Source organism: Pseudomonas sp. E6002 (assembly GCF_013385565.1).
GTDB lineage: Bacteria > Pseudomonadota > Gammaproteobacteria > Pseudomonadales > Pseudomonadaceae > Aquipseudomonas.
In genome coordinates this window covers 187,164-208,416 of record NZ_JACAPT010000002.1, presented here as the reverse complement: position 1 = coordinate 208,416, position 21,253 = coordinate 187,164, and the positions used below count along the sequence as shown (strand labels likewise).

Genomic DNA, 21,253 nt, shown 5'->3' with positions numbered 1-21,253 from the left:
AGGCTTCAAGCTCCGGTTCTTGAGGAGTGCTCGGTCCTGTGTGGTGGGGCTGTTCCAGACGCTGATGGTGCTTGTACAAACGCAAAACTATTCATTTGCTCGCCACACTCTTGTGAAGTTGTGAAAACCCGTTTTTTTCACGCTCTTTTGAAGACGTGAACCTCAAAAAAGGGCTGCCCCAGCCTGGCACCTGGCCCGAAATCACTGCCGGCAAGCGGCAAAACGGGCAAACAACTCAAGTGGCCGAGCGCATGGCAGCTCTGGCAGATTCGGGTAAAGACGATGGTTTGCAGAGAAAACAGCAAGCTCGCCAGCTTCACACGATCTGTGTGGGCGGCTCTCTGTGGGCGGTGCGGGGGAGCTAATACAAGTGCATTAGCGATGCTGCGAGGCCCGATCAGGAGACGTCCTTATAATCGGGGGGAGATTGTAGCGAAGAAATGCGCGCAAATGGACGTGTTTAATGACTTTTATTAGCAGTCTGGTCAGGAGGCCAACGCGTGCCGTGCCTGTGGCTGCGAAACCCGGGGGCTGACGCGCGCGCTGGCGGGCAGCGGGCGGTGCATCCAGCTCAGGCGGGTCTCTTCGACTTCGACCCAGCCTTCACCGACGGGCGGCAGGCTGCACTGCTTGAAAGCCTGGCAGCAGCCTTGGGCGTCGAGCAGGGCGAAGTGGCGATGGCTGGCGTGGGAAAAGAACAAAGATTTGAGAAGGCGCATGGCTGTGTACCCGGTTCGTTACATGCTGCGAAGGTTGGCAGTCTGGCATGACATTGAGGTGACGGTTCTGTGTGAAAATTGTAATTTCGCCGACAGTTCAGGCGCCGTTCAGGAATTCTGGTGAGTGGCGAGCGCTCACCGTTATACTGGCGCCCTGTTTGCATCTAGTCCTGGAGAAATGAGTATGTTGCAACGCCTGTTGTTCGGTTTGATCACTGTGACCAGTTTGACCCTGGTTGGCTGCGCCCACAGCCCGCAACAACTCAGCCCGCAACCGAAAATCACCACCCAGCTGGCGCCTGTCGGCCATGGCCAGCCGGTGTCGGTGCGTGTGGTTGACGGTCGTCCGTCGCCGACCCTCGGCACCCGTGGCGGCCTGTACCCGGAAACCAGCGCCATTACGGTGACCGGTGCGGACGTGCTGCCCAAGCTGCAAGCCCAGGCCGAAGCGGCCGTGCGCCTGTTGGGCTTCACCCCTTCCAACTCGCCAGGTGCGCCACAACTGACCATCACCCTGGCCGAGCTGAAGTATCAGTCGCCCAAGGAAGGCCTGTACGTGACTGAAGCCACCATCGGCGCGACCTTCAAGTCCGACGTGACTGCCGGTACCCGTCGCTACAGCGGCCGTTACGGCGCATCCCTGGACCAGCGCTTCGGCATGGCGCCGAACCAGGAAACCAACACCAAGCTGGTCAGCGACGTGTTGAGCGATGCCCTGACGCGCCTGTTCAAGGACCCGAGCATCGGTTCGCTGCTCAGCTCGCAGTAACCGTCAGGCGGGCGCGGAGCGCCCCAGTCGGCATTCCTTTGCGGCGCGTGGGAACGATCAAAAAACCGGGCTCATCACTGAGCCCGGTTTTTTTACGCCTGCCGTTTTCATGCAGCCGTTTCGACATAAAAGTCCAGCACACTCACGCCAGTGAGCAAGTCCAGCTCCGGCAGGTCGGCATGTTGATGCCCGCCGAGGGCGCAATACACCAGCCAGTGGCGGTCCTGCACATTGAACGCGAGGCCGCCCACCAGGGCCTCTTGCTCATCACTTGGGGCAATCAGATACAGCCGATCCTGGTTCTGCGCGTGCAACATGACAAGCTCCCGGGCTTTCGAAGGGCAACAGAGTGGCTTGTTAAGGTGACGTTCAGGTGACGCTGTAAATTACTGGATACATTAGCCGTCAATGGGGAAGGAGTAATGACGCGCAGGCGGCGCATATCATTCAGGTTTGTATCTGGATTGATACCAAGACACTGATACATCGAGGTTTGCGATGTCGCTGACCGCACTACTGCTCAATTCCCTTGCCCTGTTACTGGCCTGCCCGGCGGCATGGCTGCTGTTTGTCACGCGCCTGCATGAACAGCGCGCGATGGCCCGCCTTGCCGCGCAAAGCGAACTGCGTGCCATTGATCAGCCGATGCTGTATCTGGACGTGTTGACGCAGCGTACCTATCGCCTGTTCTACCGGTTGGGGTTTGCCTGTCTGGGGCTGGCGTTGCTGGTGTCCTTTCTTAGTACCCGATTGTAGGAACACCCTAAAAACAACTGTGGGAGCGGGCTCGCTCGCGAAAGCGCGGTGTCAGTCAATACATGATTGGCTGATCCACCGCCTTCGCGAGCAAGCCCGCTCCCACATTGGGTTTGCGCTGTTGCTGGTACCGGGTTACAGGGCAATCCCGGCCTTGACCCGGTACTGATTCCTCACCGGCGTCGCGTATTGCAATACCAGATACGGCCGATGCTCGGCCGGGCACGCATTCAAGCGCCGCTCCCACTCTGCCTTTGCCTTGGCCAACTCGTCCGCCGGGAATACCTCGGCTGCGGTCGGTACCTGCAATTGCGGATCGGCATCGCTCCATTGGGCGTACGCCAGGTAATGCACCGGGAACAACCGATACCCACCCAGGATCTGCCGGTCCATTTCGATCGCCAACAGCTTGGTGTCTTCGAACGCCTCGGTGATCGGCGGCGCGAAGTTGACGTGTACCCGGCCCTTGTAGCCGGTGATGCCCAGGGCGATGCTCACGTCATCTTCCCCCGGCGCCTTGCTGTAGGTGCCGGTGGTGGCGCGGATGTACAGCTCGCGGGCCTTGGCTGCGTCGCACGGGTCGTATTCGTAGCTGATGGACACCGGCGTCAGGTTCAGTGACTGGATGACTTCGGCGAACGGCTCGTCCTTGCGGCTCATGTGGAACATCTTGAGGATCGCCGACTCGGTGCGATCATCCCCATCCTTGGCGCGGCCTTCGGCCTGGGCGATCCAGATCGACTGGCAGTCGTTGCGAATCGAATGGTTGATGTAGGCCGACAGCAACTGATAGGCCGCCATCTTCTCTTTGCGCCCGGTGATCGAGCGGTGCACGATGAAACTCTTGTTCAGGCGCATCAGGTCGCTGACAAACGGCTTCTGCAGCAGGTTGTCGCCGATGGCGATGCGCGGCGTCGGCAGGCCGGCGTGGTACACGGCGTAGTTGACGAAGGCCGGGTCCATCACGATGTCGCGGTGGTTGGCCAGGAACAGGTAGGCGCTGCCGGACTTGAACTGCTCCACGCCGGTATAGGTCACGCCGTCGGTTGCCCGCTCGATGGTGTGGTCGACGTAAAACTCGACTTTGTCCTGCAGCGTGGCCACGGTAGTGACGCCGGCGAACTCACGGCGCAGTTTATGAGCGATCATCGGCTTGAGCAGCCAGCCGAAGGCGCCGGCAAAGCGCGGGAAGCGAAAGTGGGTCAGGATGTCCAGAAAGGCCTTGTCACTGAACAGTCGGGCCAGCACTGCCGGGACTTCGCTGTCGTTGTAAGGTCGGATGGTATCGAATTCGCCCATCATGCTCTCTTGTTAGAAACGGCTAGGGTAAGTAAAGGTTTGGAACAATAAATATCAGGGCGTGGTCCGGGCAATTGGCCGGGACGAAAAATAGCCCTGTAAATAGACCGGCGATTATACGCACAAGTCACCTTGGAGACCGCGATGGAAGAGGAGTCGTACGAATGTCCTTATTGTGGAGAGGTAGTCACGGCGCTACTGGACCTGTCGGCGGGCGATCAGGAATATATTGAGGACTGCCCGGTGTGCTGCCGGCCCATTGTTTTCGAGCTGCAGGTTCATGACGACGAATGGATGCTCAACGTGCGCAGCGAGAACGAATAAAGGTACGCCCATGCAGCGAATCTACGAGCCGGAAAACCTGATGGAAGGCGAGCTGCTGCAAGGCATGCTCGAAAGCGAGGGCATCACCGCGCACCTGGTGGGGCGCGATTTGCTCGGGGGTACCGGCGAACTGCCGATCTATGGCCTGCTGGCGCTGGCGGTGGAGAACGACCAGGCCGCCTACGCCCGCGAGCTGATCACCGCCTACAACGGTGCGCAACCACTGCCCGGTGATGAACCCGACAGCTTTCCCGACGTGCTGGTCTGTTAGGCTGTCGGCCAGTTTCTCCAAGAGTCGTGTTGCCCCATGTGTGGACGTTATGCCCTGTTTCGCTGGAACCCCGCGTTTGCTGCCTTGCCGGGCTTCCCGGCCGACCAGCAGGCCCAGTGGAACATCTCTCCCAATGACTCGGTGCTGATCCAGCGCCTGAGTGACGGCCAGCACACCCTGGCGCGGGCGCGCTGGGGCCTGACGCCGCCCTGGCTGACCGATCTCTCTCGTACACCGGCCCATGCCCGGGCGGAAACCCTTGCCGAACAGCCGATGTTTCGCGAAGCGTTTCGCCAGCGCCGCTGCCTGCTTCCGGCCAATGGTTTCTACGAATGGCGCGGCACCCAGCGCAAGCGCCCGTACTGGCTAACGCCGGGGGAGGGCAGCACGCTGTTCTTTGCGGCGATCTGGGAGGCGTATCCGGTGCAGGAGCAGGTTTGGTTGAGTACGGCGGTGGTGACCCAGGCGGCGCAGAGTCAGCGCCGACCGTTGATTCTGGATGCGGCGGGGCAGGCAGCCTGGCTGAACCCCGAGACCCCGCTGCACACCTTGCAGGCCTTATTGGCCAGTGAACCCACCGCGTTGCGCGAGCGGGTGCTGGCCAATATGGTCAACGATCCGAAGCTGAATGGACCGGAGTGCCTGACGCCGGGTTGAGCGTTGTGTTGAATCGGCCGGCCTCTTCGCGAGCAAGCCCGCTCCCACATTTGATTGCATTTCAACTGAAGGAATGCGATCAAATGTGGGAGCGGGCTTGCTCGCGAAGGCGCCCGAAAGGGCGCCGCTTGACTCAAACCTTGAACTGATTGATCAACCGCCGCTGCTGTTCCGCCAGCTTGGTCAGGTCTGCGCTGGCCGCGCTCGACTCATCCGCTCCGCCTGCCACTTCATTGGCCACCTGTCCGATATTGATCACGTTACGGTTAATGTCCTCGGCCACCGCGCTCTGTTCCTCGGCGGCGCTGGCGATCTGGGTGTTCATGTCGTTGATCACCGACACCGCCCGGGTAATGGTCTCCAGCGCCTGAGCCGCCTTGGCCGCGTGCTGCACGCTTTCATCGGTGCGGTTCTGGCTGTCTTCCATCACCCGCACCACGTCGCGGGTGCCCTGCTGCAGTTGCTGGATCATGGCCTGGATTTCTTCGGTAGCCTTCTGGGTCTTCTGCGCCAGGTTGCGCACCTCGTCGGCCACCACCGCAAACCCGCGCCCTTGCTCACCGGCCCGTGCTGCTTCGATTGCCGCGTTGAGCGCCAGCAGGTTGGTCTGCTCGGCAATTCCGCGAATCGCCGTGAGGATGGCATTGATGTTCTCGCTGTCCTTGGCCAGCGCCTGCACCACACCGACCGCCTTGCCGATTTCCTCGGCGAGGGCGCCGATGGAGGTGGAGGTGTCGCGCACAATCTGCATGCCCTGGCTCGCCGCTTGATCAGCGTGGCTGGCGGCCTGTGCGGCCTGGGTGGCGTTGCGCGCCACGTCCTGTGCGGTCGCGGTCATCTCGTGCACGGCGGTAGCCACCTGGTCGATCTCGACCATTTGCTTGTGCACGCCCTGGTTGGTACGAATCGCGATGTCGGCGGTGTGCTCCGAGGAGTCGCTGACCTTCTGCACCGAACTCACCACCTGGGTAATCATCCCCTGCAACTTGGCCAGGAATGTATTGAAGCCGCTGGCAATCGCCCCCAGTTCGTCGGCGCGATCACTGGTCAGGCGCCGGGTCAGGTCGCCTTCGCCCTGGGCGATGTCATTGAGCATCGCCACCATTTGCTTGAGCGGCCGGGCAATGCCGTGGCCCACCAGCCAGATCACCAGCAAGCCGATGCCGGCGATCAGCAGCCCGGCCACGGCCATGCCGAAAATATCGGTTTTGCGCTGGGCGTCGAGGTCGTGCTGCATCGCCTGCAGGTCGGCCATTACCGCACTCAGGGGCAGTTGCAGGAGCAGGGTCCAGCGGGCGTCGGTCTGGCCGATGTTGAACGGCAGGAACAGCTCGATATGCCCGTGTTGCTTGTCCACGTCATAGCGCACCTCGCCGATCTTCAGTTGGCCGAGGTTGGCCAGTTCGTTGCTGTCCAGCAGGTCGCTGGCCTTTTCCCCGAGCTTGCTGGCGTCCTTGGTGTAGGCCACCAGGCGGCCGTTGCTGGAAATCAGCGCCAACTCGCCAGCACCGTTGTACAAATTCTGATCAGCCTTGGTGAGCATTTCCTGGATGAAGTTCACCGACAGGTCGGCGCCGACGATGCCCTGAAAGGTGCCGTCGATCATGATTGGTTCGATAAACGAGGCGAGCATCACCATCGCGTTCCCGACTTTATAAGGGGCCGGATCGATGGCGCAGGGCTTTTTGCTTTCCTTGGAACACAGGTAGTACTCACTGGCGCGCACGCCGGTGGACAGGATGGTCTGGTCGGCCACGTCAGCCAGTTTATCCAGGCCCAGGCTGCCGTCGGCATTGCGGAACCACCACGGCAGGAAGCGGCCGTTGGTTTCGATGCCGACCACCGGGCTGTTCACGTAGGCAGCATCGTTGTGGTCGATGGCGTTGGCTTCCCAGCCTATATAGGCGCCAAGAATCTTCGGGTTACGCACCACGGTTTCGTGGATCAGGTTGATCAGTTGTTCACGGGAGACCGCCAGTTGCGGGTTGCCGTTGGCGTCTTTCATGCCCATCAGGGCGTTGGCGGTGGCCAGGCCCTTGGCCGTCACCAGCGGTGCTTCGAGTTCGCGCTGGATCAGCGTCGCCTGGGTTTGCGCCAGGGCGGTCAGGCGCTGCTCGATGATTTGTTCGAATTGACCCTGGGTGCGTTCCAGCACCATCTCCTGGGTGCGCGCCCCGGCGAACAAGGCATACAGCACCAACACCGCCACCACGCTCAGGACAATGGCCCCGGCCAGTGCCGCGACAGAAAATTGAATCGACTTGAACTTCATGACGGCTCCGAACGCAGGGGGAGATTGGCTGCTTGTGTATATCGGCCGCGGGCGGGGGAGACATGAGGGCCATTACCTCAAAATGGCTGTGCCGGATGGGCGAATGTCGTAAATGGAATGGTTGCCAGCGTTTGTGAATTTTTTGCGGCAGTGTGGGATGTATCTGAAATCAGGTGGCTATACGTCTGTTGTATCTGGCGTCGATACAATTGGTCGACTACGATACGCGCCATGTTTTCAGGGAGCAGGTTGATGAAAAAGACAGTGGCGGTATGTGCGTTGGGCGCGGCTTTGTTGCTCGCCGGTTGTCAGTCGGTCAACACCACAAGCGGCGGCGCCGTGGGGGTTGAGCGCAAGCAGTACATGTTCAGCATGTTGTCGAGCCAGGAAGTCGACCAGATGTATGCGCAGTCCTACCAGCAGACCCTGGGTGAAGCCAGCGGCAAGGGCCTGGTGGACAAGACCAGCGCCAACGCCAAGCGCGTGCAGGCGATTGCCAACCGCCTGATCGCCCAGGCGCCCACCTTCCGCCCGGATGCGGCGCAGTGGAAGTGGGAAGTGAACCTGATCAAAAGTGACGAGATGAACGCCAACTGCGGGCCTGGCGGCAAGATCTTTGTCTACAGCGCGCTGATCGACAATCTCAAGTTGACCGACGACGAACTCGCCGCCGTGATGGGCCATGAAATTGCCCACGCCTTGCGTGAACACGGCCGCGAAGCCATGTCCAAGGCCTACGGTATCGAAATGGCGAAGCAGGGGGCCGGTGCCTTGTTCGGCCTCGGTCAGGACAGCCTGGCGCTGGCCGATACCGTGGCCAACTACGGCATGACCTTGCCCAACAGCCGCAGCAATGAAAACGAAGCGGACCTGATCGGCCTGGAGTTGTCGGCGCGTGCCGGTTACAACCCGAACGCGGCGATTACCCTGTGGAACAAAATGGCCAAGGCTTCGGAAGGCTCGCTACCTGAATTCATGAGCACCCACCCTGCCTCCGACAGCCGGATCGCCTCGTTGCAGGCGGCGATTCCGAAGGTGATGCCGTTGTATCAGCAGGCGAAAAAATCCTGATTTATAAGGCTGAAATGCAAATCTGAATGTGGGGGCCCGGCTTGTGTGGGAGTCGGGCTTGCCCGCGATGCAGGCACCTCGGTGTGTCAGTTGCACCGAGGTGATGCTATCGCAGGCAAGCCAGCTCCCACAAAAGCCCAGCCCCCATATGGGGTTGCGTTTAGATCCAGCCACTGCTCTGCATGGCCTTGTACACCGCAACAATGGCCAGGATGAAGAATGCCGTAGCCGCCAGTCGACGAATCAGCGTCAGCGGCAATTTGTCCGCGGCAAAATTACCCGCCAGCACTACCGGCACGTTGGCAATCAACATGCCCAGGGTGGTGCCGATAATCACCAGCCACAGTTCCGGGTATTGCGCCGCGAGCATCACGGTAGCGATCTGGGTCTTGTCGCCGATTTCCGCGAGGAAGAACGCGATCAGCGTGGTCAGGAAGGGCCCGAACTTGCGGGAAGTGCTGGCTTCGTCATCGTCGAGCTTGTCGGGCACCAGGGTCCACAGCGCCGTGGCGCAGAAGCTCGCCGCGAGGATCCAGTGCAGCACCGCATCCGAGAAGAAACTCCCGAACCAAGCCCCCACGGCACCGGCGGCCGCATGGTTGGCCAGGGTCGCGGCAACGATGCCGGCGATGATCGGCCAGGGTTTGCGAAAGCGTGCAGCGAGAATGAGCGCGAGCAGTTGCGTCTTGTCGCCAATTTCGGCCAAGGCAACGATTGCGGTAGGGACGAGCAGAGAATCCAGCATCAGGTAAGTTCCAGGGGCGGGTCGACACGGCTATGACACGTACAGCCTTCCCGCCCCGGGTAAGGTGTTCGTGTCATAGGTCTTGTCAAACCCCGGTCCGTCTGTGCGGACTCCTGGGTCGCATACGCCATGGCCTGTTGACCAAGTATGTTGACGTATGCCGGACGAGCGTGGCGCTCGTGGGAGACTACTCCCCTAGGACGGAGCGGATTCTGCCTAGGCAAAATCCATTCGGCAAGCCTTCTTTTGGAAAAAGATCTCAGCCGCGCTTGGCACGGTAAATGCGAAAACCCTGACCTTCTGCCTTGATTGCGCACACGCCAAGATGCTCTTCGATCAGCGGCTGATACTTCAGGAAACTGTTCGCAACCAAGCGAAGTTCGCCGCCTTTTGCCAGATGTTTGGCCGCTTTTCGTAGCAGGTTCTCGGTGGCGAAATAATCGGTGTGCACCCCGACGTGGAACGGCGGGTTGCTCAGAATCGCGTTCAGATTCATCGGAGCAGCGTCGATGCCATCACCGGTCAACACCTCGGCTTCCAGGCCATTGGCCGCCAATGTCAGGCGACTGCTGGCAGCGGCAAAGGCATCCACGTCGAGCATTGTCACCGTGTTATGCGGGTAGCGACGCTTGACCGCTGCCCCGAGCACACCCGCGCCACAACCGAAATCCAGCAAGTGACCGCTCGGCAACTTGTCCAGATGCTCCAGCAGCAATGCGGTACCGCGATCCAGCCGACCGTGGCTGAACACGCCCGGCAGGCTCACCACCTTGAGCGGGCCCTCAGCCAGCGGCACCTCGAAGACCTGCGCCAGGCTCTCCAGTTCTACCGGCTCGGGGGCGTTGGCCACCGTCACCAGCCACAACTGGCAGTGCCGCGCATTGTCGAGCTTGCGCGGTTTGCCGAACGGGTTCAGTTGCTTGGCCGCGCTTTCGATGCCGCCTTTCTTCTCCCCCACCAGGTACAACTCCTTGCCGGGCAAACGCGCCGCCACGGCATTGAGCAGGTAGTCGGTGAGGTCCTTGGACTTGGGCAGGAACACCACCGCGGTCTCGAACGAACGCTCGGGCACGTTCACACCGAACTGGCTGCGCTCGGCAAAACGTGCGTCCAGTGCGGCCTGGTCGCCGGCGTGCCAGCTCCAGCCATGGGCATTGGGCAGGCGGCCCAGCAGGTCATCGGCGGGCAAGCCCACCAGCAGCACGTCGCCTTGAAAAAGTTCGGCCTGGCGAAGCAGTACTTCACTGCGCGGATCCATGGTCTGCTCCTTGAAAAGGGGCGCAGTTTATCAACTGACGACACGCAGCGGGGCGCCGCTGAAAAAGCCCTGAGCGTTTTCGATCAATTGGCCGACGATCCGCTGCCGGGCTTCGCGGCTGCCCCAGGCGTTGTGCGGGGTGACGATCAAGCGCGGGATGTCGCCGGCCAGCAACGGGTTGCCGTTCACCGGCGGTTCCACGCTCAATACATCGGTCGCCGCGCCGCCCAGGTGCCCACTGCGCAAGGCATCGGCCAGGGCCTGTTCGTTGATCAAGCCACCACGGGCGGTGTTGACGATAAACGCGCCGGGCTTGAGCAAGGCGAGTTCACGGGCACCGATAAAGTCGCGGGTGTGTTCGTTGAGCGGGCAGTGCAGGGTCAGCGCGTCGACCTGCGCCAGCAACTCGTCCAGCGGCACGCGATCGGCACGGGCCGGGCGGCCTGGAATCGCACCCAGGATCACGCGCATGCCAAAGGCTTCAGCCAGGCGCGCAACGGCACCGCCCAATTCACCATGGCCCAGCAGCCCGAGGGTTTTGCCTTCCAGTTCGACGATCGGGTAGTCCAGCAGGCAGAACTGCTTGGCTTGTTGCCAGTGCCCCGCCTGCACATCCCGTTGATAGTCGTTCAGGCGCGTCGCCAGGTTCAGCAGCAGCATGATCGTATGCTGCGCCACCGATGGCGTGCCGTAACCCTGGCAATTGCTCACGGTAACGCCGTGGGCGCGGGCGGCGGCGAGGTCGACGTTGTTGGTGCCGGTGGCGGTCACCAGGATCAGCTTCAGCTCGGGGCAGGCCGCCAGGGTCTCGGCATTCAGCGCGATCTTGTTGCTGATCGCCACCTGCGCGCCTTGCAGGCGTTCGATAATGTTTTCGGGTGTGGTCTGCTGGTGCAGGCTCAGTTCGCTGAAGAGTGCCTGCAACCCGCTGAGGTCCAGGTCCCCGAGGTCCAGGGAAGGGTGATCAAGGAAGACGGCGCGGCGATTGTTCGTCATCAACTGTACCTTTTGCGGCGGGATTCGAAGGCGTAATCTGCCGAGCCTATCAGATGAAATAATCAGTTACTTCCTGGAGTGTGCATGTACCTCACCGAGTTCTTGACCGTGGCACTGATTCACCTGTTGGCGGTGGCCAGCCCTGGCCCGGATTTCGCCGTGGTGGTACGTGAAAGCGTGACCCATGGCCGACGGGCCGGCACCTGGACGGCGTTGGGCGTCGGTTCGGCGATTTTCCTGCACGTGGGGTATTCGCTGCTGGGCATCGGCTTGATCGTGTCCCAGTCCATCGTGCTGTTCAATGCGCTGAAATGGGCGGCGGCGGCCTACCTGCTGTACATCGGCTTCAAGGCCCTGCGCGCCCAGCCGGCCAAGCCTGCCAGTGAAGAAGACCTGCACCTGGAAGCGGGCGAGCGCACTGCCCGTGGTGCGTTTACCTCGGGTTTTGTCACCAATGGCTTGAACCCCAAGGCCACGCTGTTCTTCCTGTCGCTGTTCACCGTGGTGATCAATCCCCACACGCCGTTGGCGGTCCAGGCCGGTTACGGCGTGTACCTGGCCGTGGCGACCGCGATCTGGTTTTGCCTGGTGGCCATGCTGTTCAGCCAGCAACGCGTACGCGCCGGTTTTGCACGCATGGGCCACTGGTTCGACCGCACCATGGGCGCGGTGCTGATTGCCATCGGTGTGAAGCTGGCCTTTACCAGCATGAAATAAGCCGGATGCTGGCTCAAAGCTAGCATTCATTGGGTTCTGCAAATCATTCCTTTGGCTGATTTGGCTGAAACATAAGCGCTCTAAAGTGCAGATGTTTCAGCCAAGACCGTGCAGTCAGATAAGGGATTCGTATGTTGCAGACTCGTGTTATCCCGCCCGCCGAAGGCGCCTACCAATACCCGCTGTTGATCAAACGCCTGTTGATGTCCGGGACACGCTACGAGAAGACCCGGGAAATCGTCTACCGCGACCAGTTGCGCTACACCTATCCGACCCTGATCGAGCGCGTCGCCCGCCTGGCCAATGTGCTGATCGAGGCCGGGGTCAAGGCCGGTGATACCGTGGCCGTGATGGACTGGGACAGCCATCGCTACCTGGAATGCATGTTTGCCATTCCGATGATTGGTGCGGTAATCCACACCATCAACGTGCGCCTGTCCCCGGAACAGATTCTGTACACCATGAACCACGCCGAGGACCGCTTTGTGCTGGTCAACAGCGAGTTCGTGGGGCTCTACCAGGCCATCGCCGGCCACCTCACCACCGTCGACAAAACCCTGCTGCTCACCGACGGCGCGGACAAAACCGCCGAGCTGCCGAACCTGGTGGGTGAGTACGAAACATTACTGGCGGCGGCGAGCCCCCGCTATGACTTCGAGGATTTCGACGAAAACTCCGTCGCCACCACCTTCTACACCACCGGCACCACGGGCAATCCCAAGGGCGTGTACTTCACCCACCGCCAACTGGTGCTGCACACCATGGGCGTGGCGACCATCATGGGCAGCGTCGACAGCGTGCGGCTGTTGGGCACCAACGACGTCTACATGCCGATCACTCCGATGTTCCACGTCCACGCCTGGGGCCTGCCGTATGTGGCGACCATGCTCGGCCTGAAGCAGGTTTATCCAGGCCGCTACGACCCCGAATACCTGGTGGAGCTGTGGCGCAAGGAGAAGGTCACCTTCTCCCATTGTGTGCCGACCATCCTGCAAATGGTGCTCAACGCCAAGGCCGGGCAGGGCGTGGATTTCGGCGGCTGGAAAATCGTCATCGGTGGCAGCGCCCTCAATCGTTCGCTGTATGAAGCCTCCAAGGCCCGCGGGATTCAGCTGACGGCGGCGTACGGCATGTCCGAGACCGGGCCGCTGGTGTCCTGCGCCCACCTCAATGAAGAACTGATGGCGGGTACCGAAGACGAGCGCACCACCTACCGCATCAAGGCCGGCGTGCCCGGGCCATTGGTGGAAGCGGCGATCATCGATGGCGAGGGCAACTTCCTGCCCGCCGACGGTGAATCCCAGGGCGAGCTGGTGCTGCGCGCGCCATGGCTCAGCGAAGGCTATTTCAACGAGCCGCAGAAGGGCGCCGAGCTGTGGGCCGGCGGCTGGATGCACACCGGCGATGTGGCCACCCTCGATGCCTTCGGCGTGATCGATATTCGCGACCGCATCAAGGACGTGATCAAGACCGGCGGCGAGTGGATCTCCTCGCTGGCCCTTGAGGACCTGGTCAGCCGCCACCCGGCGGTACGCGAAGTAGCGGTGGTGGGGATTGCCGACCCGCAGTGGGGTGAGCGCCCGTTTGCGTTGCTGGTGGTGCGTGATGGCCATGTGATAGGGGCCAAGGAGCTCAAGGAACATCTCAAGCCATTCGTGGAATTGGGCCACCTGAGCAAGTGGGCGATTCCAAGCCAGATCGCCGTTGTTACGGAAATTCCCAAGACCAGTGTCGGCAAGCTCGACAAAAAACGTATCCGTATCGACATCATTGAATGGCAGGCCAACAACAGCACCTTCCTCTCCACCCTCTGACGCTGCTTGCCGTGCCCTCGCGGGCACGGCAGCGCTCTAGTCCAAGCCTTCACTTGTGATTTGCCAATTTTCAGCCATCCTTCCGTCGCTGACCTTCGTCAGCATGGCGAAAAGGACTGTGGCAGACGGGTTGGTGATGCAAATCACACTTTAGAGGGATCAAGCGGTACCCCCTGCTGGCTATAGTTCATCCCAGAGTTTTTCAAGGTGCGGTGCTGTGAACCTGGCGGGTTCATCTGTTCGCCCGGCATTGGAATCGTTGTATTCCGGCCGTTACAAGCCCTTAGAAACGACTCACTGCCATAACAATAATGCACATGGAGTAGCGTCGATGATCTCAGCACACCAGTTCTGGCGCCGGGCAAAACTGCCTTTGGCCGTCAGCCTCGCCTCTACGCTCGCCGGGCCTGCATTCGGCGTCAGTTTCAACATCGGTGAAATCGAAGGCAGCTTTGACTCGTCCCTGTCGGTCGGGGCCAGTTGGTCGACGGCGGGTCGCAATAAAGACCTGATCGGTGCCAACAACGGTGGCAGGGGGTTGTCGCAAACCTCGGATGACGGTCACCTGAACTTCGACAAAGGTGATTCCTTCTCGAAGATCTTCAAAGGCATTCATGACCTTGAGTTGAAATACGGCGACACCGGCGTGTTTGTCCGGGGCAAGTACTGGTATGACTTCGCGCTGCAAAACGAAGACCTGGACTTCAAGAATGTCAGCAACAACAACCGCAAAGAGGGCGCCAAGTCTTCTGGCGGGCAGATTCTCGATGCATTCATCTATCACAACTACACCATTGCTGATCTGCCAGGTAACGTGCGGTTCGGCAAGCAGGTGGTGAGTTGGGGTGAAAGTACCTTTATTGGTGGCGGTATCAACTCCATCAACCCGATCGACGTGTCCGCATTCCGTCGTCCCGGGGCCGAGATCAAGGAAGGCCTGATCCCGGTCAACATGTTCTATGTGTCGCAGACGCTGACCGATAACTTGTCGGCAGAAGCGTTCTATCAGTTGGAGTGGGACCAGACGGTGACCGACAACTGCGGGACGTTCTTCTCGCAGCCGGATGTGGTTTCCGATGGTTGTAACAACAACTTGCGGGTGCTGAACAAGCGCTCGACCATTCCAGGCGCTGCACTGCCTACCCTCAACGCCCTGGGCGTGGATGTGAACAACGAAGGTGTGCTGGTGCGCCGTGGGCCGGACCGTGACGCCCGCGACAGCGGCCAGTTCGGCGTGGCGATGCACTACAACTTCGAGCCGCTGGATACCGAGTTCGGCGCCTACTTCATGAACTACCACAGCCGTGCGCCGATCTTCAGTGCTCAAGGCGCTCCAGCTTCGGCCTACACGCGGCCTCTGGGGCCTTTGGGAGCACTGCGGCCGCTGATTGTCGCGGGCAGTTCCAATTACTTCATCGAATACCCTGAAGACATTCGTCTTTACGGCTTGAGCTTCTCCACCACGCTGCCTACCGGTACTGCCTGGAGCGGTGAGTTGAGCTATCGGCCAAATGCGCCAGTACAGTTAAGCACCACCGACATTCTTTATGCGGGTGTCACGCCGATTCCGGGCTACGGGAATGCCTCGGTGCTGAAGGGCACGCCAGGCCAGGATCTGCATGGCTACAATCGCAAGGAAGTGACGCAGTTCCAGACCACCTTTACGCACTTCTTTGATCAGGTCATGGGCGCCAGTCGTTTGACCACGGTCGGTGAAATTGGCGTGACCCACGTCGGTGGCCTGGAAAGCAAATCCGACGCACGTTATGGCCGAGATCCGGTCTTCGGTCCTGGCACGCTGCCAGGCGGGTTCTGTAACGCCCTTAACAACTCGACGGCCAACGGCGCCGGTCTGCCGAACGCCGCTGGCCTGAACACCAACTGCAACAACGACGGCTACACCACGGCCACCTCCTGGGGCTATCGCGCTCGTGCCATCTGGGAGTACCCGGACGTCTTCGCCGGTGTAAACCTCAAGCCCAACGTGGCGTGGTCCCATGACGTCAAAGGCTACTCGCCAGGTCCTGGCGGCAACTTTGAAGAGGGGCGCAAGGCCGTCAGCCTGGGTGTCGATGCCGAGTACCAGAACACCTACACCGTCAGCCTCAACTACACCAACTTCTTTGGCGGCAAATTCACCACGGTGGATGACCGTGACTTTATCGCCTTGAGCGCTGGCGTGAACTTCTAAGCACACTCTCTTTAAGCAGTATGTTTTAAGGAAGAACCAGAACATGAAAATAACTAAAAATCTGTTGCAGGTGGGTGTGCTGGGGCTGTCGATCATGGCGGGTAGCGTCATGGCGGCGGTCTCGGCGGATGAAGCCGCCAAGCTCGGCACGACCCTGACCCCGATGGGCGCTGAAATGGCCGGTAACGCGGCCGGCACCATCCCTAAATGGTCGCCGCTGCCCACCAACGCCGGTGCCGTGGATGCCCGTGGCTTCCTGGCCAACCCGTACGCCAGCGAACAACCGCAATTCACCATCACCGCGCAGAACGTCGAGCAGTACAAGGACAAGCTGGCGCCGGGGCAGTACGCGATGTTCAAGCGCTACCCCGACACCTTCAAGATGCCGGTCTACCCGACCCATCGCGGCGCCACGGTGCCGGCTGATGTGTTCGCCGCCATCAAGAAAAACGCCACCAGCACCAACCTGGTGTCCGGCGGCAACGGCCTGGAAAACTTTGAAACCGCCGTACCGTTCCCGATTCCGAAAAGCGGCGTTGAAGTGATCTGGAACCACATCACCCGCTATCGCGGCGGCAGCGTGACCCGCCTGGTGACCCAGGCCACGCCGCAAACCAACGGCTCGTTCAGCCTGGTGTATTTCCGTGATCAGTTCGTGTTCCGCGACAAGATGAAGGACTACGACCCGAAAAACCCGGGCAACATCCTGTTCTACTTCAAGCAGCAAGTGACTGCGCCGGCACGTCTGGCCGGTGGTGTGCTGCTGGTGCACGAAACCCTCGACCAGGTGAAAGAGCCGCGTTCGGCGTGGGTCTACAACGCCGGCCAGCGTCGTGTGCGCCGGGCACCGCAAGTGTCGTATGACGGCCCGGGTACCGCCGCCGACGGCCTGCGTACCTCCGACAACCTCGACATGTTCAACGGTGCACCGGACCGCTACGACTGGAAACTGGAAGGCAAGAAAGAGCTCTACATCGCCGAAAACAGCTACAAGCTTGACGATCCGAAGCTCAAGTATGTCGACATCATCAAGGCCGGCCACATCAACCAGGACCTGGCGCGCTACGAGCTGCGCCGCGTGTGGCATGTGGTTGCAACCCTGAAGGAAGGCCAGCGCCATATCTACGCCAAGCGTGACTTCTTCATTGACGAAGACACTTGGCAAGCCGCGGTCATCGACCACTACGACGGTCGTGGCCAGCTGTGGCGCGTGGCTGAAGCCCATGCCGAGAACTACTACGACAAGCAAGTGCCGTGGTACGCCCTCGAAACCCTCTACGACCTGCAGTCCGGCCGCTACCTGGCCCTGGGCATGAAGAACGAAGAGAAACAGGCCTATGACTTCGGCTTCACCGCCACCACCAGCGACTTCACCCCGGCGGCCCTGCGCCAGGATGGTGTTCGCTAACTTGCTGTAAACGAGGCCGCATCCTCGAAGAAGCCCCGACTGGTTCGGGGCTTTTTTTTGCCGGACCACTGTGGCGAGGGAGCTTGCTCCCGCAGGGATGCGTAGCAGCCCCAAAAACGGGAGCGCTGCGCACTCCAGCGGGAGCAAGCTCCCTCGCCACAGAGTGTCGGTCGTTACAGAAGAAGTCCGGATATTTTTTGTTGTAGTCTTTTTCAGACAAATGTTGCAAAGATCTACAAAGCTGCCGCTTTTACCGCTAGTCTGCGGACATCTGCAATGCCGACAACAGCCTTCTACAAGAGCCCGGCGATGACTGATCTGTCCCGAATTCAAGGGCCTGCCAGCGCGGTGATTCCGACCCTGGAAGGGCGCTTCTATCGACCCCCACTGCCTGACGGCTACGTGTTGCGACCGCGCCTGTGCGAACGGCTGAGTGAAGGGTTGGCCGGGCGTCTGTTGCTGGTCAGCGCCCCGGCCGGGTTCGGCAAGAGTTCGCTGGCGGTGGAGTTCTGCCAGAGCCTGCCGGCCCACTGGCAAAGCCTGTGGTTGGGGCTAAGTCCCCGGGACAACGACCCGGGACGTTTTCTTGAACGCCTGCTCGACGGCTTGCAGCAATACTTCCCGCAGTTGGGCGCCCAATCCCTGGGCCTGCTGAAAATGCGCCAGCGTCACCAACCCTTCGCCTTTGAAGAATGGCTCGACGGCCTGCTGGATGAACTGACGGTGCATCTGTCGACCCAGGCGCCGCTGTTGCTGGTGCTGGATGACTACCATCTGGCCCAGGGCCCGGTACTCGACCGCTGCCTGCAATTTTTCCTCAATCACCTGCCCGACGGCCTGCTGGTGCTGGTCACCAGCCGTCAGCGTCCCGACTGGCACCTGGCCCGACTGCGCCTGTCCCGGCATTTGCTGGAACTGCACGAGCAGGACCTGCGCCTGACTCACGGCGAATCCCTGGCGCTGCTGGATCGCCACAGCAGTTCATTGCGTGGTGAAGCCCTGGATAACCTGATCCGGCGCAGCGAAGGCTGGGTGGCCGGCCTGCGTTTCTGGCTGCTGGCGGCTTCCGAGGCCGGCAGCGAAGGTACGCTGCCCCAGGGTTTGCACGGCGGGGAAGGGCTGATCCGCGATTACCTGCTCGAAGAAGTCATCGACTGCCTGCCCTCGGAAGTCCAGGCGTTCCTCTACGACACCGCGTCCCAGGAGCGCTTTTGCAGCGAGCTGTGCGACGCCGTGCGCGAGGCCCACGACAGCACGGAAATCCTGCGCTACCTGCAAGCCCACCAGGTATTCCTGGTGCCGCTGGACGAGCAGGGCCATTGGTACCGTTATCACCATCTGTTTTCCGACCTGCTGCGCACCCGGCGCGCGAGCAATGCCGTGTTGCCGGCAGCCAGCCTGCACCTGCGGGCCTGCCGCTGGTTCAATGCCCAGGGCTTGATCGACGAGGCAGTGGAGCAGGCGCTGCGTGCGGGTCACCTGGATGTGGCGGCAAACCTGGTGCAGAACCTGTCCGAAGAGCAACTGCTGGCGGAGCAGAATGTCGGCATGCTGCTGCGCTGGAAAATGGACTTGCCCGACAGTTTGCTGATGAGTACGCCACGCCTGATCGTGCTCTACAGCTGGGCGTTGGGCCTGGCCTGCCAGCTGGATGCGGCGCAGGAACTGGCCAGCCACCTCAGCCGTTTTTTACCGGCCCCGTCGGCCACCGCGCAAAAGTCGATGCTGGCGCAATGGCTGGCCCTCAGCGGGATTATTGCCCGGGGCCGTGGTGATCGTGAGCTGACCCAGTCGTATTGCAGCGAGGCCCTGGAAAGCCTGCCGCACAAACGCTATGGCCAGCGGTTGATGTGCCTGTCGACCCTGTCCAACCTGGCCATTGTCGACGCCGACCTGTGGCGCGCCCGCGGCCTGAACCGCGAATCCCTGGAGTTGGCGCAGCGGGTCGGCAATCCATTGTTTGAAGCGCTGGCCCATTACGACCGAGCCCGTGTACTGCAGGCCCGTGGCGAGGTCCTGCGGTCACTGGATGAAGTGCGCCAGGGCCTGCAACGTTTGCAAGGCCTGGCGCCGCAACGGCTGTACGCAGTGCGCGCGCGCCTGGCGTTGTACGAAGGCTATTTGCTGCTGATGCGCTGCCAGCCTGAAGCCGGGCTCGCTCGGCTGCGTGCCGGATTGACGGAGGCGCGAGCCTGTCGGGATATCAGCGTGTTGATCGGCCACTGTGTGATCGCCAGCTTCGAAGGTCGCCGTGGCGACTTCTCCGTGGCCTTTGCCGAATTGGCCGAGGCCGAGCGCTTGATGCATATCTGGGACGTGCCGCCGATTTTCTATCTGGCGATGATCACCCTGGTCAAATGCGAGCTATGGCTGGCTCAGGGGCGCACCGACCTGGCCGATGCCTGGCTGACGCGGCTGGGGCAAACCTACAACGGTGAACAGGCCGCTGCCGCACCGGAGTTCCACCCGCACCTGCCGCAACATATCGAGTTGCAACAGGCGGCACTCGACGCCATCCGTCATCAGCCGGCGGCTTCACTGCAACGGCTCGATGAACTGGCACGCCAGGCCCATAACAGCGGCCGGCAGATGATCAGCCTGATGGCGCTGACCCAGCAGGCACTGTTACTGCTGGACGGTGGCCAGGAAGCCCAGGCCCGCCCGGTGTTTGCCCGCGCGCTTGAAGCGGCTGCCGGTGGCGCGATGCAACCTTTCCAGCGCCTGTTGGAACGCTATCCCGAGTGGACGCGGGAGCAGCTGTCTCGGGATCCCCATGGACTGATGAACCAGGGCCTGCTGGCACTCTTGCCGGATGTTGCAGTAGTTGAAACCCCACACACACTGGAGACCCTGAGCACCCGTGAACTGGCGGTGCTGCACCTGATCGCACAGGGTTGTTCAAACCAGGAGATCAGCAATCAGCTGTTTATCTCCCTGCACACCGTGAAAACCCACGCCAGCCATATCAACAGCAAGCTCGGGGTGGAGCGGCGCACACAGGCGGTGGCGCGGGCGCAGGAGATGGGATTGCTGGGGTAGAAACCTGGATCAATGGGATCGAAAGCCCCAGACGATTTCCACCACGCGGGCTGCCACCAGCACATAGATCAGGATAAGCAGCAGCTGAAGGACCAGGTGATAACGCAGCTTGGCGAGCCGGCGGATGCCATCGCTCACATTCAGCACCATCAGCAAGCTTGAGACCACGATCAAGCCCCACCCGGCCACGCTTGACGCCAGGATGCCGAGGAACAGCTCATGTTTCCCGGCCAGTGCGTTGGTGCCCGCAGCAAACAAGAGCGCGCATACCAGCAGGTTCTTCACATTGTCGAAGACCTGGGTGCTGAAGTCATTCTCCAGCAGTTGCTGATACCACTTCCAGAATGTGCGCATGGCTCGATCCCCTGGATCAATGTTTACCGCACGGCGGGGCACTCACTCGATGACTTGTCGGCGGCCTGGCTGAGCAGCGCGGCAAACCGCTTGACGTTGTTTTGCTGCGCGATCACCAGGTCATCAATGGTCGGGCCGGATGGCGACTGCACCACCGTGCGACACGTCAGCGGCGTGCGTTCGTCCGTGCCCGTCTGGCGAAGCCGCCATTTGACGTCGAGCAGGGCGTACTGCCCGGGGATCGAGTCAAAGCGCTGGACCTCAATGCGCACCGCCAGGTTTTTCCGGCTGCTGGCGAGTTGATCCACCAGCGCGCTGCGCAACTCATCCACCAGGCTGGCAGCCCACCATTGCGTCTCGAGAATGGCCACGCCGCTGTCACCCTGGCGGATGACAATCTGCGGCCGGTCGACCTGTGGCGGGACCGTGATGCTTTCAATCCGGATCTCGCCCCCCGCGGTCAATGACGCATTGCTGCGCTGCACCGGCGTCAGGGTATGAAATTGAATGGGCTCACTGCGGCACGCCGTCAGCAGCAGCAACCCGGTGAGCAGCGTGATCTTCAGCGGCAAAGCCATGGTGGTTGCTCCTGT

At 61.1% G+C, this 21,253-nt stretch carries 20 protein-coding genes, 1 pseudogene and 1 riboswitch; of the genes and pseudogenes, 11 read left to right on the top strand and 10 right to left on the bottom strand.

The features are described 5' to 3' along the window. Positions 1–485: 485 nt before the first annotated feature. A complete protein-coding gene (locus HX815_RS03000; protein WP_003216156.1) occupies positions 486–719 on the bottom strand; it encodes a hypothetical protein in 234 nt (77 codons plus the stop codon). A 184-nt stretch (positions 720–903) separates the two neighbouring features. On the opposite strand from HX815_RS03000, the gene HX815_RS02995 reads away from it, so the two are divergent. Next, on the top strand, positions 904–1,488 hold the full coding sequence (locus HX815_RS02995; RefSeq protein ID WP_003216157.1) for a YajG family lipoprotein: 585 nt from the start codon (positions 904–906) through the stop codon (positions 1,486–1,488). A 107-nt stretch (positions 1,489–1,595) separates the two neighbouring features. On the opposite strand, the gene HX815_RS02990 is transcribed toward HX815_RS02995, so the two are convergent. Further along, positions 1,596–1,805, bottom strand: coding sequence for a hypothetical protein (locus tag HX815_RS02990; RefSeq protein ID WP_008434269.1), 210 nt, complete (start codon positions 1,803–1,805; stop codon positions 1,596–1,598). A gap of 181 nt (positions 1,806–1,986) precedes the next feature. Here HX815_RS02990 and HX815_RS02985 point away from each other — a divergent pair, with 181 nt between their 5' ends. Further along, positions 1,987–2,244: a hypothetical protein gene (locus HX815_RS02985; RefSeq protein WP_003216159.1), complete on the top strand. Its 258-nt coding sequence runs from the start codon at positions 1,987–1,989 to the stop codon at positions 2,242–2,244. A gap of 135 nt (positions 2,245–2,379) precedes the next feature. Here the strand turns inward: HX815_RS02985 and HX815_RS02980 are convergent, their stop codons facing one another. Next, positions 2,380–3,543 carry a 1-acyl-sn-glycerol-3-phosphate acyltransferase gene (locus tag HX815_RS02980; RefSeq protein ID WP_029615884.1) on the bottom strand — a complete coding sequence of 388 codons (1,164 nt, stop codon included), beginning with the start codon at positions 3,541–3,543 and terminating at the stop codon, positions 2,380–2,382. A gap of 144 nt (positions 3,544–3,687) precedes the next feature. Between HX815_RS02980 and HX815_RS02975 the strand changes: the two genes are divergently transcribed. The 3 genes from HX815_RS02975 to HX815_RS02965 are packed head-to-tail and all read left to right on the top strand — an operon-like array spanning position 3,688 to position 4,795. Beyond that, positions 3,688–3,867 (top strand): CPXCG motif-containing cysteine-rich protein, encoded by a 180-nt coding sequence (locus HX815_RS02975; RefSeq protein WP_102369897.1) that lies wholly within the window; start codon positions 3,688–3,690, stop codon positions 3,865–3,867. A 10-nt stretch (positions 3,868–3,877) separates the two neighbouring features. After that, a complete protein-coding gene (locus HX815_RS02970; protein ID WP_017477710.1) occupies positions 3,878–4,138 on the top strand; it encodes a putative signal transducing protein in 261 nt (86 codons plus the stop codon). Between the two features lie 36 nt (positions 4,139–4,174). Further along, the gene (locus tag HX815_RS02965; RefSeq protein ID WP_003216163.1) at positions 4,175–4,795 is read left to right on the top strand and encodes an SOS response-associated peptidase; all 621 of its coding nucleotides are present in this window, start codon (positions 4,175–4,177) and stop codon (positions 4,793–4,795) included. Between the two features lie 133 nt (positions 4,796–4,928). Here HX815_RS02965 and HX815_RS31870 read toward each other — a convergent pair whose 3' ends face one another. Further along, positions 4,929–5,672 (bottom strand): methyl-accepting chemotaxis protein, encoded by a 744-nt coding sequence (locus HX815_RS31870; RefSeq protein ID WP_371135980.1) that lies wholly within the window; start codon positions 5,670–5,672, stop codon positions 4,929–4,931. A 114-nt stretch (positions 5,673–5,786) separates the two neighbouring features. Continuing rightward, positions 5,787–5,987: pseudogene (locus tag HX815_RS31865) on the bottom strand (HAMP domain-containing protein); the annotation flags it as partial. 1,332 nt (positions 5,988–7,319) lie between these two features. Here HX815_RS31865 and HX815_RS02955 point away from each other — a divergent pair. Then, positions 7,320–8,138, top strand: coding sequence for a M48 family metallopeptidase (locus HX815_RS02955; RefSeq protein ID WP_177027795.1), 819 nt, complete (start codon positions 7,320–7,322; stop codon positions 8,136–8,138). 160 nt (positions 8,139–8,298) lie between these two features. On the opposite strand, the gene HX815_RS02950 is transcribed toward HX815_RS02955, so the two are convergent. From HX815_RS02950 to HX815_RS02940, 3 genes are all read right to left on the bottom strand, one after another. Continuing rightward, the gene (locus HX815_RS02950; RefSeq protein ID WP_003216166.1) at positions 8,299–8,883 is read right to left on the bottom strand and encodes a TMEM165/GDT1 family protein; all 585 of its coding nucleotides are present in this window, start codon (positions 8,881–8,883) and stop codon (positions 8,299–8,301) included. Between the two features lie 88 nt (positions 8,884–8,971). Further along, positions 8,972–9,091: riboswitch (yybP-ykoY riboswitch) on the bottom strand. A gap of 51 nt (positions 9,092–9,142) precedes the next feature. Then, a complete protein-coding gene (locus HX815_RS02945) occupies positions 9,143–10,141 on the bottom strand; it encodes a class I SAM-dependent methyltransferase (protein WP_008434258.1) in 999 nt (332 codons plus the stop codon). Between the two features lie 30 nt (positions 10,142–10,171). Then, positions 10,172–11,137 carry a 2-hydroxyacid dehydrogenase gene (locus HX815_RS02940; protein WP_003216168.1) on the bottom strand — a complete coding sequence of 322 codons (966 nt, stop codon included), beginning with the start codon at positions 11,135–11,137 and terminating at the stop codon, positions 10,172–10,174. 84 nt (positions 11,138–11,221) lie between these two features. Here HX815_RS02940 and HX815_RS02935 point away from each other — a divergent pair, with 84 nt between their 5' ends. From HX815_RS02935 to HX815_RS02915, 5 genes are all read left to right on the top strand, one after another. Next, on the top strand, positions 11,222–11,854 hold the full coding sequence (locus HX815_RS02935) for a LysE family translocator (RefSeq protein ID WP_003216169.1): 633 nt from the start codon (positions 11,222–11,224) through the stop codon (positions 11,852–11,854). Positions 11,855–11,985: 131 nt separating this feature from the next. After that, positions 11,986–13,668 carry a fatty acid--CoA ligase gene (locus HX815_RS02930; protein ID WP_177027794.1) on the top strand — a complete coding sequence of 561 codons (1,683 nt, stop codon included), beginning with the start codon at positions 11,986–11,988 and terminating at the stop codon, positions 13,666–13,668. Between the two features lie 331 nt (positions 13,669–13,999). Next, on the top strand, positions 14,000–15,859 hold the full coding sequence (locus HX815_RS02925) for a DUF1302 domain-containing protein (protein ID WP_008434252.1): 1,860 nt from the start codon (positions 14,000–14,002) through the stop codon (positions 15,857–15,859). A gap of 43 nt (positions 15,860–15,902) precedes the next feature. Next, positions 15,903–17,267 (top strand): DUF1329 domain-containing protein, encoded by a 1,365-nt coding sequence (locus HX815_RS02920; protein ID WP_008434250.1) that lies wholly within the window; start codon positions 15,903–15,905, stop codon positions 17,265–17,267. Positions 17,268–17,576: 309 nt separating this feature from the next. Next, complete coding sequence (locus HX815_RS02915) at positions 17,577–20,306, top strand: LuxR C-terminal-related transcriptional regulator (protein ID WP_177027793.1); 2,730 nt, start codon at positions 17,577–17,579, stop codon at positions 20,304–20,306. A 9-nt stretch (positions 20,307–20,315) separates the two neighbouring features. Here the strand turns inward: HX815_RS02915 and HX815_RS02910 are convergent, their stop codons facing one another. Together HX815_RS02910 and HX815_RS02905 are read right to left on the bottom strand one after the other, a co-directional pair. After that, entirely contained in the window at positions 20,316–20,660 is a 345-nt protein-coding gene (locus HX815_RS02910; RefSeq protein WP_003216175.1) for a hypothetical protein, read from the bottom strand. Between the two features lie 23 nt (positions 20,661–20,683). Next, the gene (locus tag HX815_RS02905) at positions 20,684–21,238 is read right to left on the bottom strand and encodes a membrane integrity-associated transporter subunit PqiC (protein ID WP_177027792.1); all 555 of its coding nucleotides are present in this window, start codon (positions 21,236–21,238) and stop codon (positions 20,684–20,686) included. Positions 21,239–21,253 lie beyond the last annotated feature (15 nt).

Excerpts from the sequence above, each read along its gene's own strand:
- HX815_RS02990 (WP_008434269.1), bottom strand. The coding sequence starts at position 1,805 with ATGTTGCACGCGCAGAACCAGGATCGGCTGTATCTGATTGCCCCAAGT.
- HX815_RS02925 (WP_008434252.1), top strand. The coding sequence starts at position 14,000 with ATGATCTCAGCACACCAGTTCTGGCGCCGGGCAAAACTGCCTTTGGCC.
- HX815_RS02910 (WP_003216175.1), bottom strand. The coding sequence starts at position 20,660 with ATGCGCACATTCTGGAAGTGGTATCAGCAACTGCTGGAGAATGACTTC.
- HX815_RS02920 (WP_008434250.1), top strand. The coding sequence starts at position 15,903 with ATGAAAATAACTAAAAATCTGTTGCAGGTGGGTGTGCTGGGGCTGTCG.
- HX815_RS02980 (WP_029615884.1), bottom strand. The coding sequence starts at position 3,543 with ATGGGCGAATTCGATACCATCCGACCTTACAACGACAGCGAAGTCCCG.
- HX815_RS02930 (WP_177027794.1), top strand. The coding sequence starts at position 11,986 with ATGTTGCAGACTCGTGTTATCCCGCCCGCCGAAGGCGCCTACCAATAC.
- HX815_RS02940 (WP_003216168.1), bottom strand. The coding sequence starts at position 11,137 with ATGACGAACAATCGCCGCGCCGTCTTCCTTGATCACCCTTCCCTGGAC.
- HX815_RS02975 (WP_102369897.1), top strand. The coding sequence starts at position 3,688 with ATGGAAGAGGAGTCGTACGAATGTCCTTATTGTGGAGAGGTAGTCACG.
- HX815_RS02970 (WP_017477710.1), top strand. The coding sequence starts at position 3,878 with ATGCAGCGAATCTACGAGCCGGAAAACCTGATGGAAGGCGAGCTGCTG.
- HX815_RS02950 (WP_003216166.1), bottom strand. The coding sequence starts at position 8,883 with ATGCTGGATTCTCTGCTCGTCCCTACCGCAATCGTTGCCTTGGCCGAA.
- HX815_RS02955 (WP_177027795.1), top strand. The coding sequence starts at position 7,320 with ATGAAAAAGACAGTGGCGGTATGTGCGTTGGGCGCGGCTTTGTTGCTC.
- HX815_RS02995 (WP_003216157.1), top strand. The coding sequence starts at position 904 with ATGTTGCAACGCCTGTTGTTCGGTTTGATCACTGTGACCAGTTTGACC.
- HX815_RS02985 (WP_003216159.1), top strand. The coding sequence starts at position 1,987 with ATGTCGCTGACCGCACTACTGCTCAATTCCCTTGCCCTGTTACTGGCC.
- HX815_RS02935 (WP_003216169.1), top strand. The coding sequence starts at position 11,222 with ATGTACCTCACCGAGTTCTTGACCGTGGCACTGATTCACCTGTTGGCG.
- HX815_RS02915 (WP_177027793.1), top strand. The coding sequence starts at position 17,577 with ATGACTGATCTGTCCCGAATTCAAGGGCCTGCCAGCGCGGTGATTCCG.
- HX815_RS02965 (WP_003216163.1), top strand. The coding sequence starts at position 4,175 with ATGTGTGGACGTTATGCCCTGTTTCGCTGGAACCCCGCGTTTGCTGCC.
- HX815_RS03000 (WP_003216156.1), bottom strand. The coding sequence starts at position 719 with ATGCGCCTTCTCAAATCTTTGTTCTTTTCCCACGCCAGCCATCGCCAC.
- HX815_RS02905 (WP_177027792.1), bottom strand. The coding sequence starts at position 21,238 with ATGGCTTTGCCGCTGAAGATCACGCTGCTCACCGGGTTGCTGCTGCTG.
- HX815_RS02945 (WP_008434258.1), bottom strand. The coding sequence starts at position 10,141 with ATGGATCCGCGCAGTGAAGTACTGCTTCGCCAGGCCGAACTTTTTCAA.
- HX815_RS31870 (WP_371135980.1), bottom strand. The coding sequence starts at position 5,672 with ATGGTCGAGATCGACCAGGTGGCTACCGCCGTGCACGAGATGACCGCG.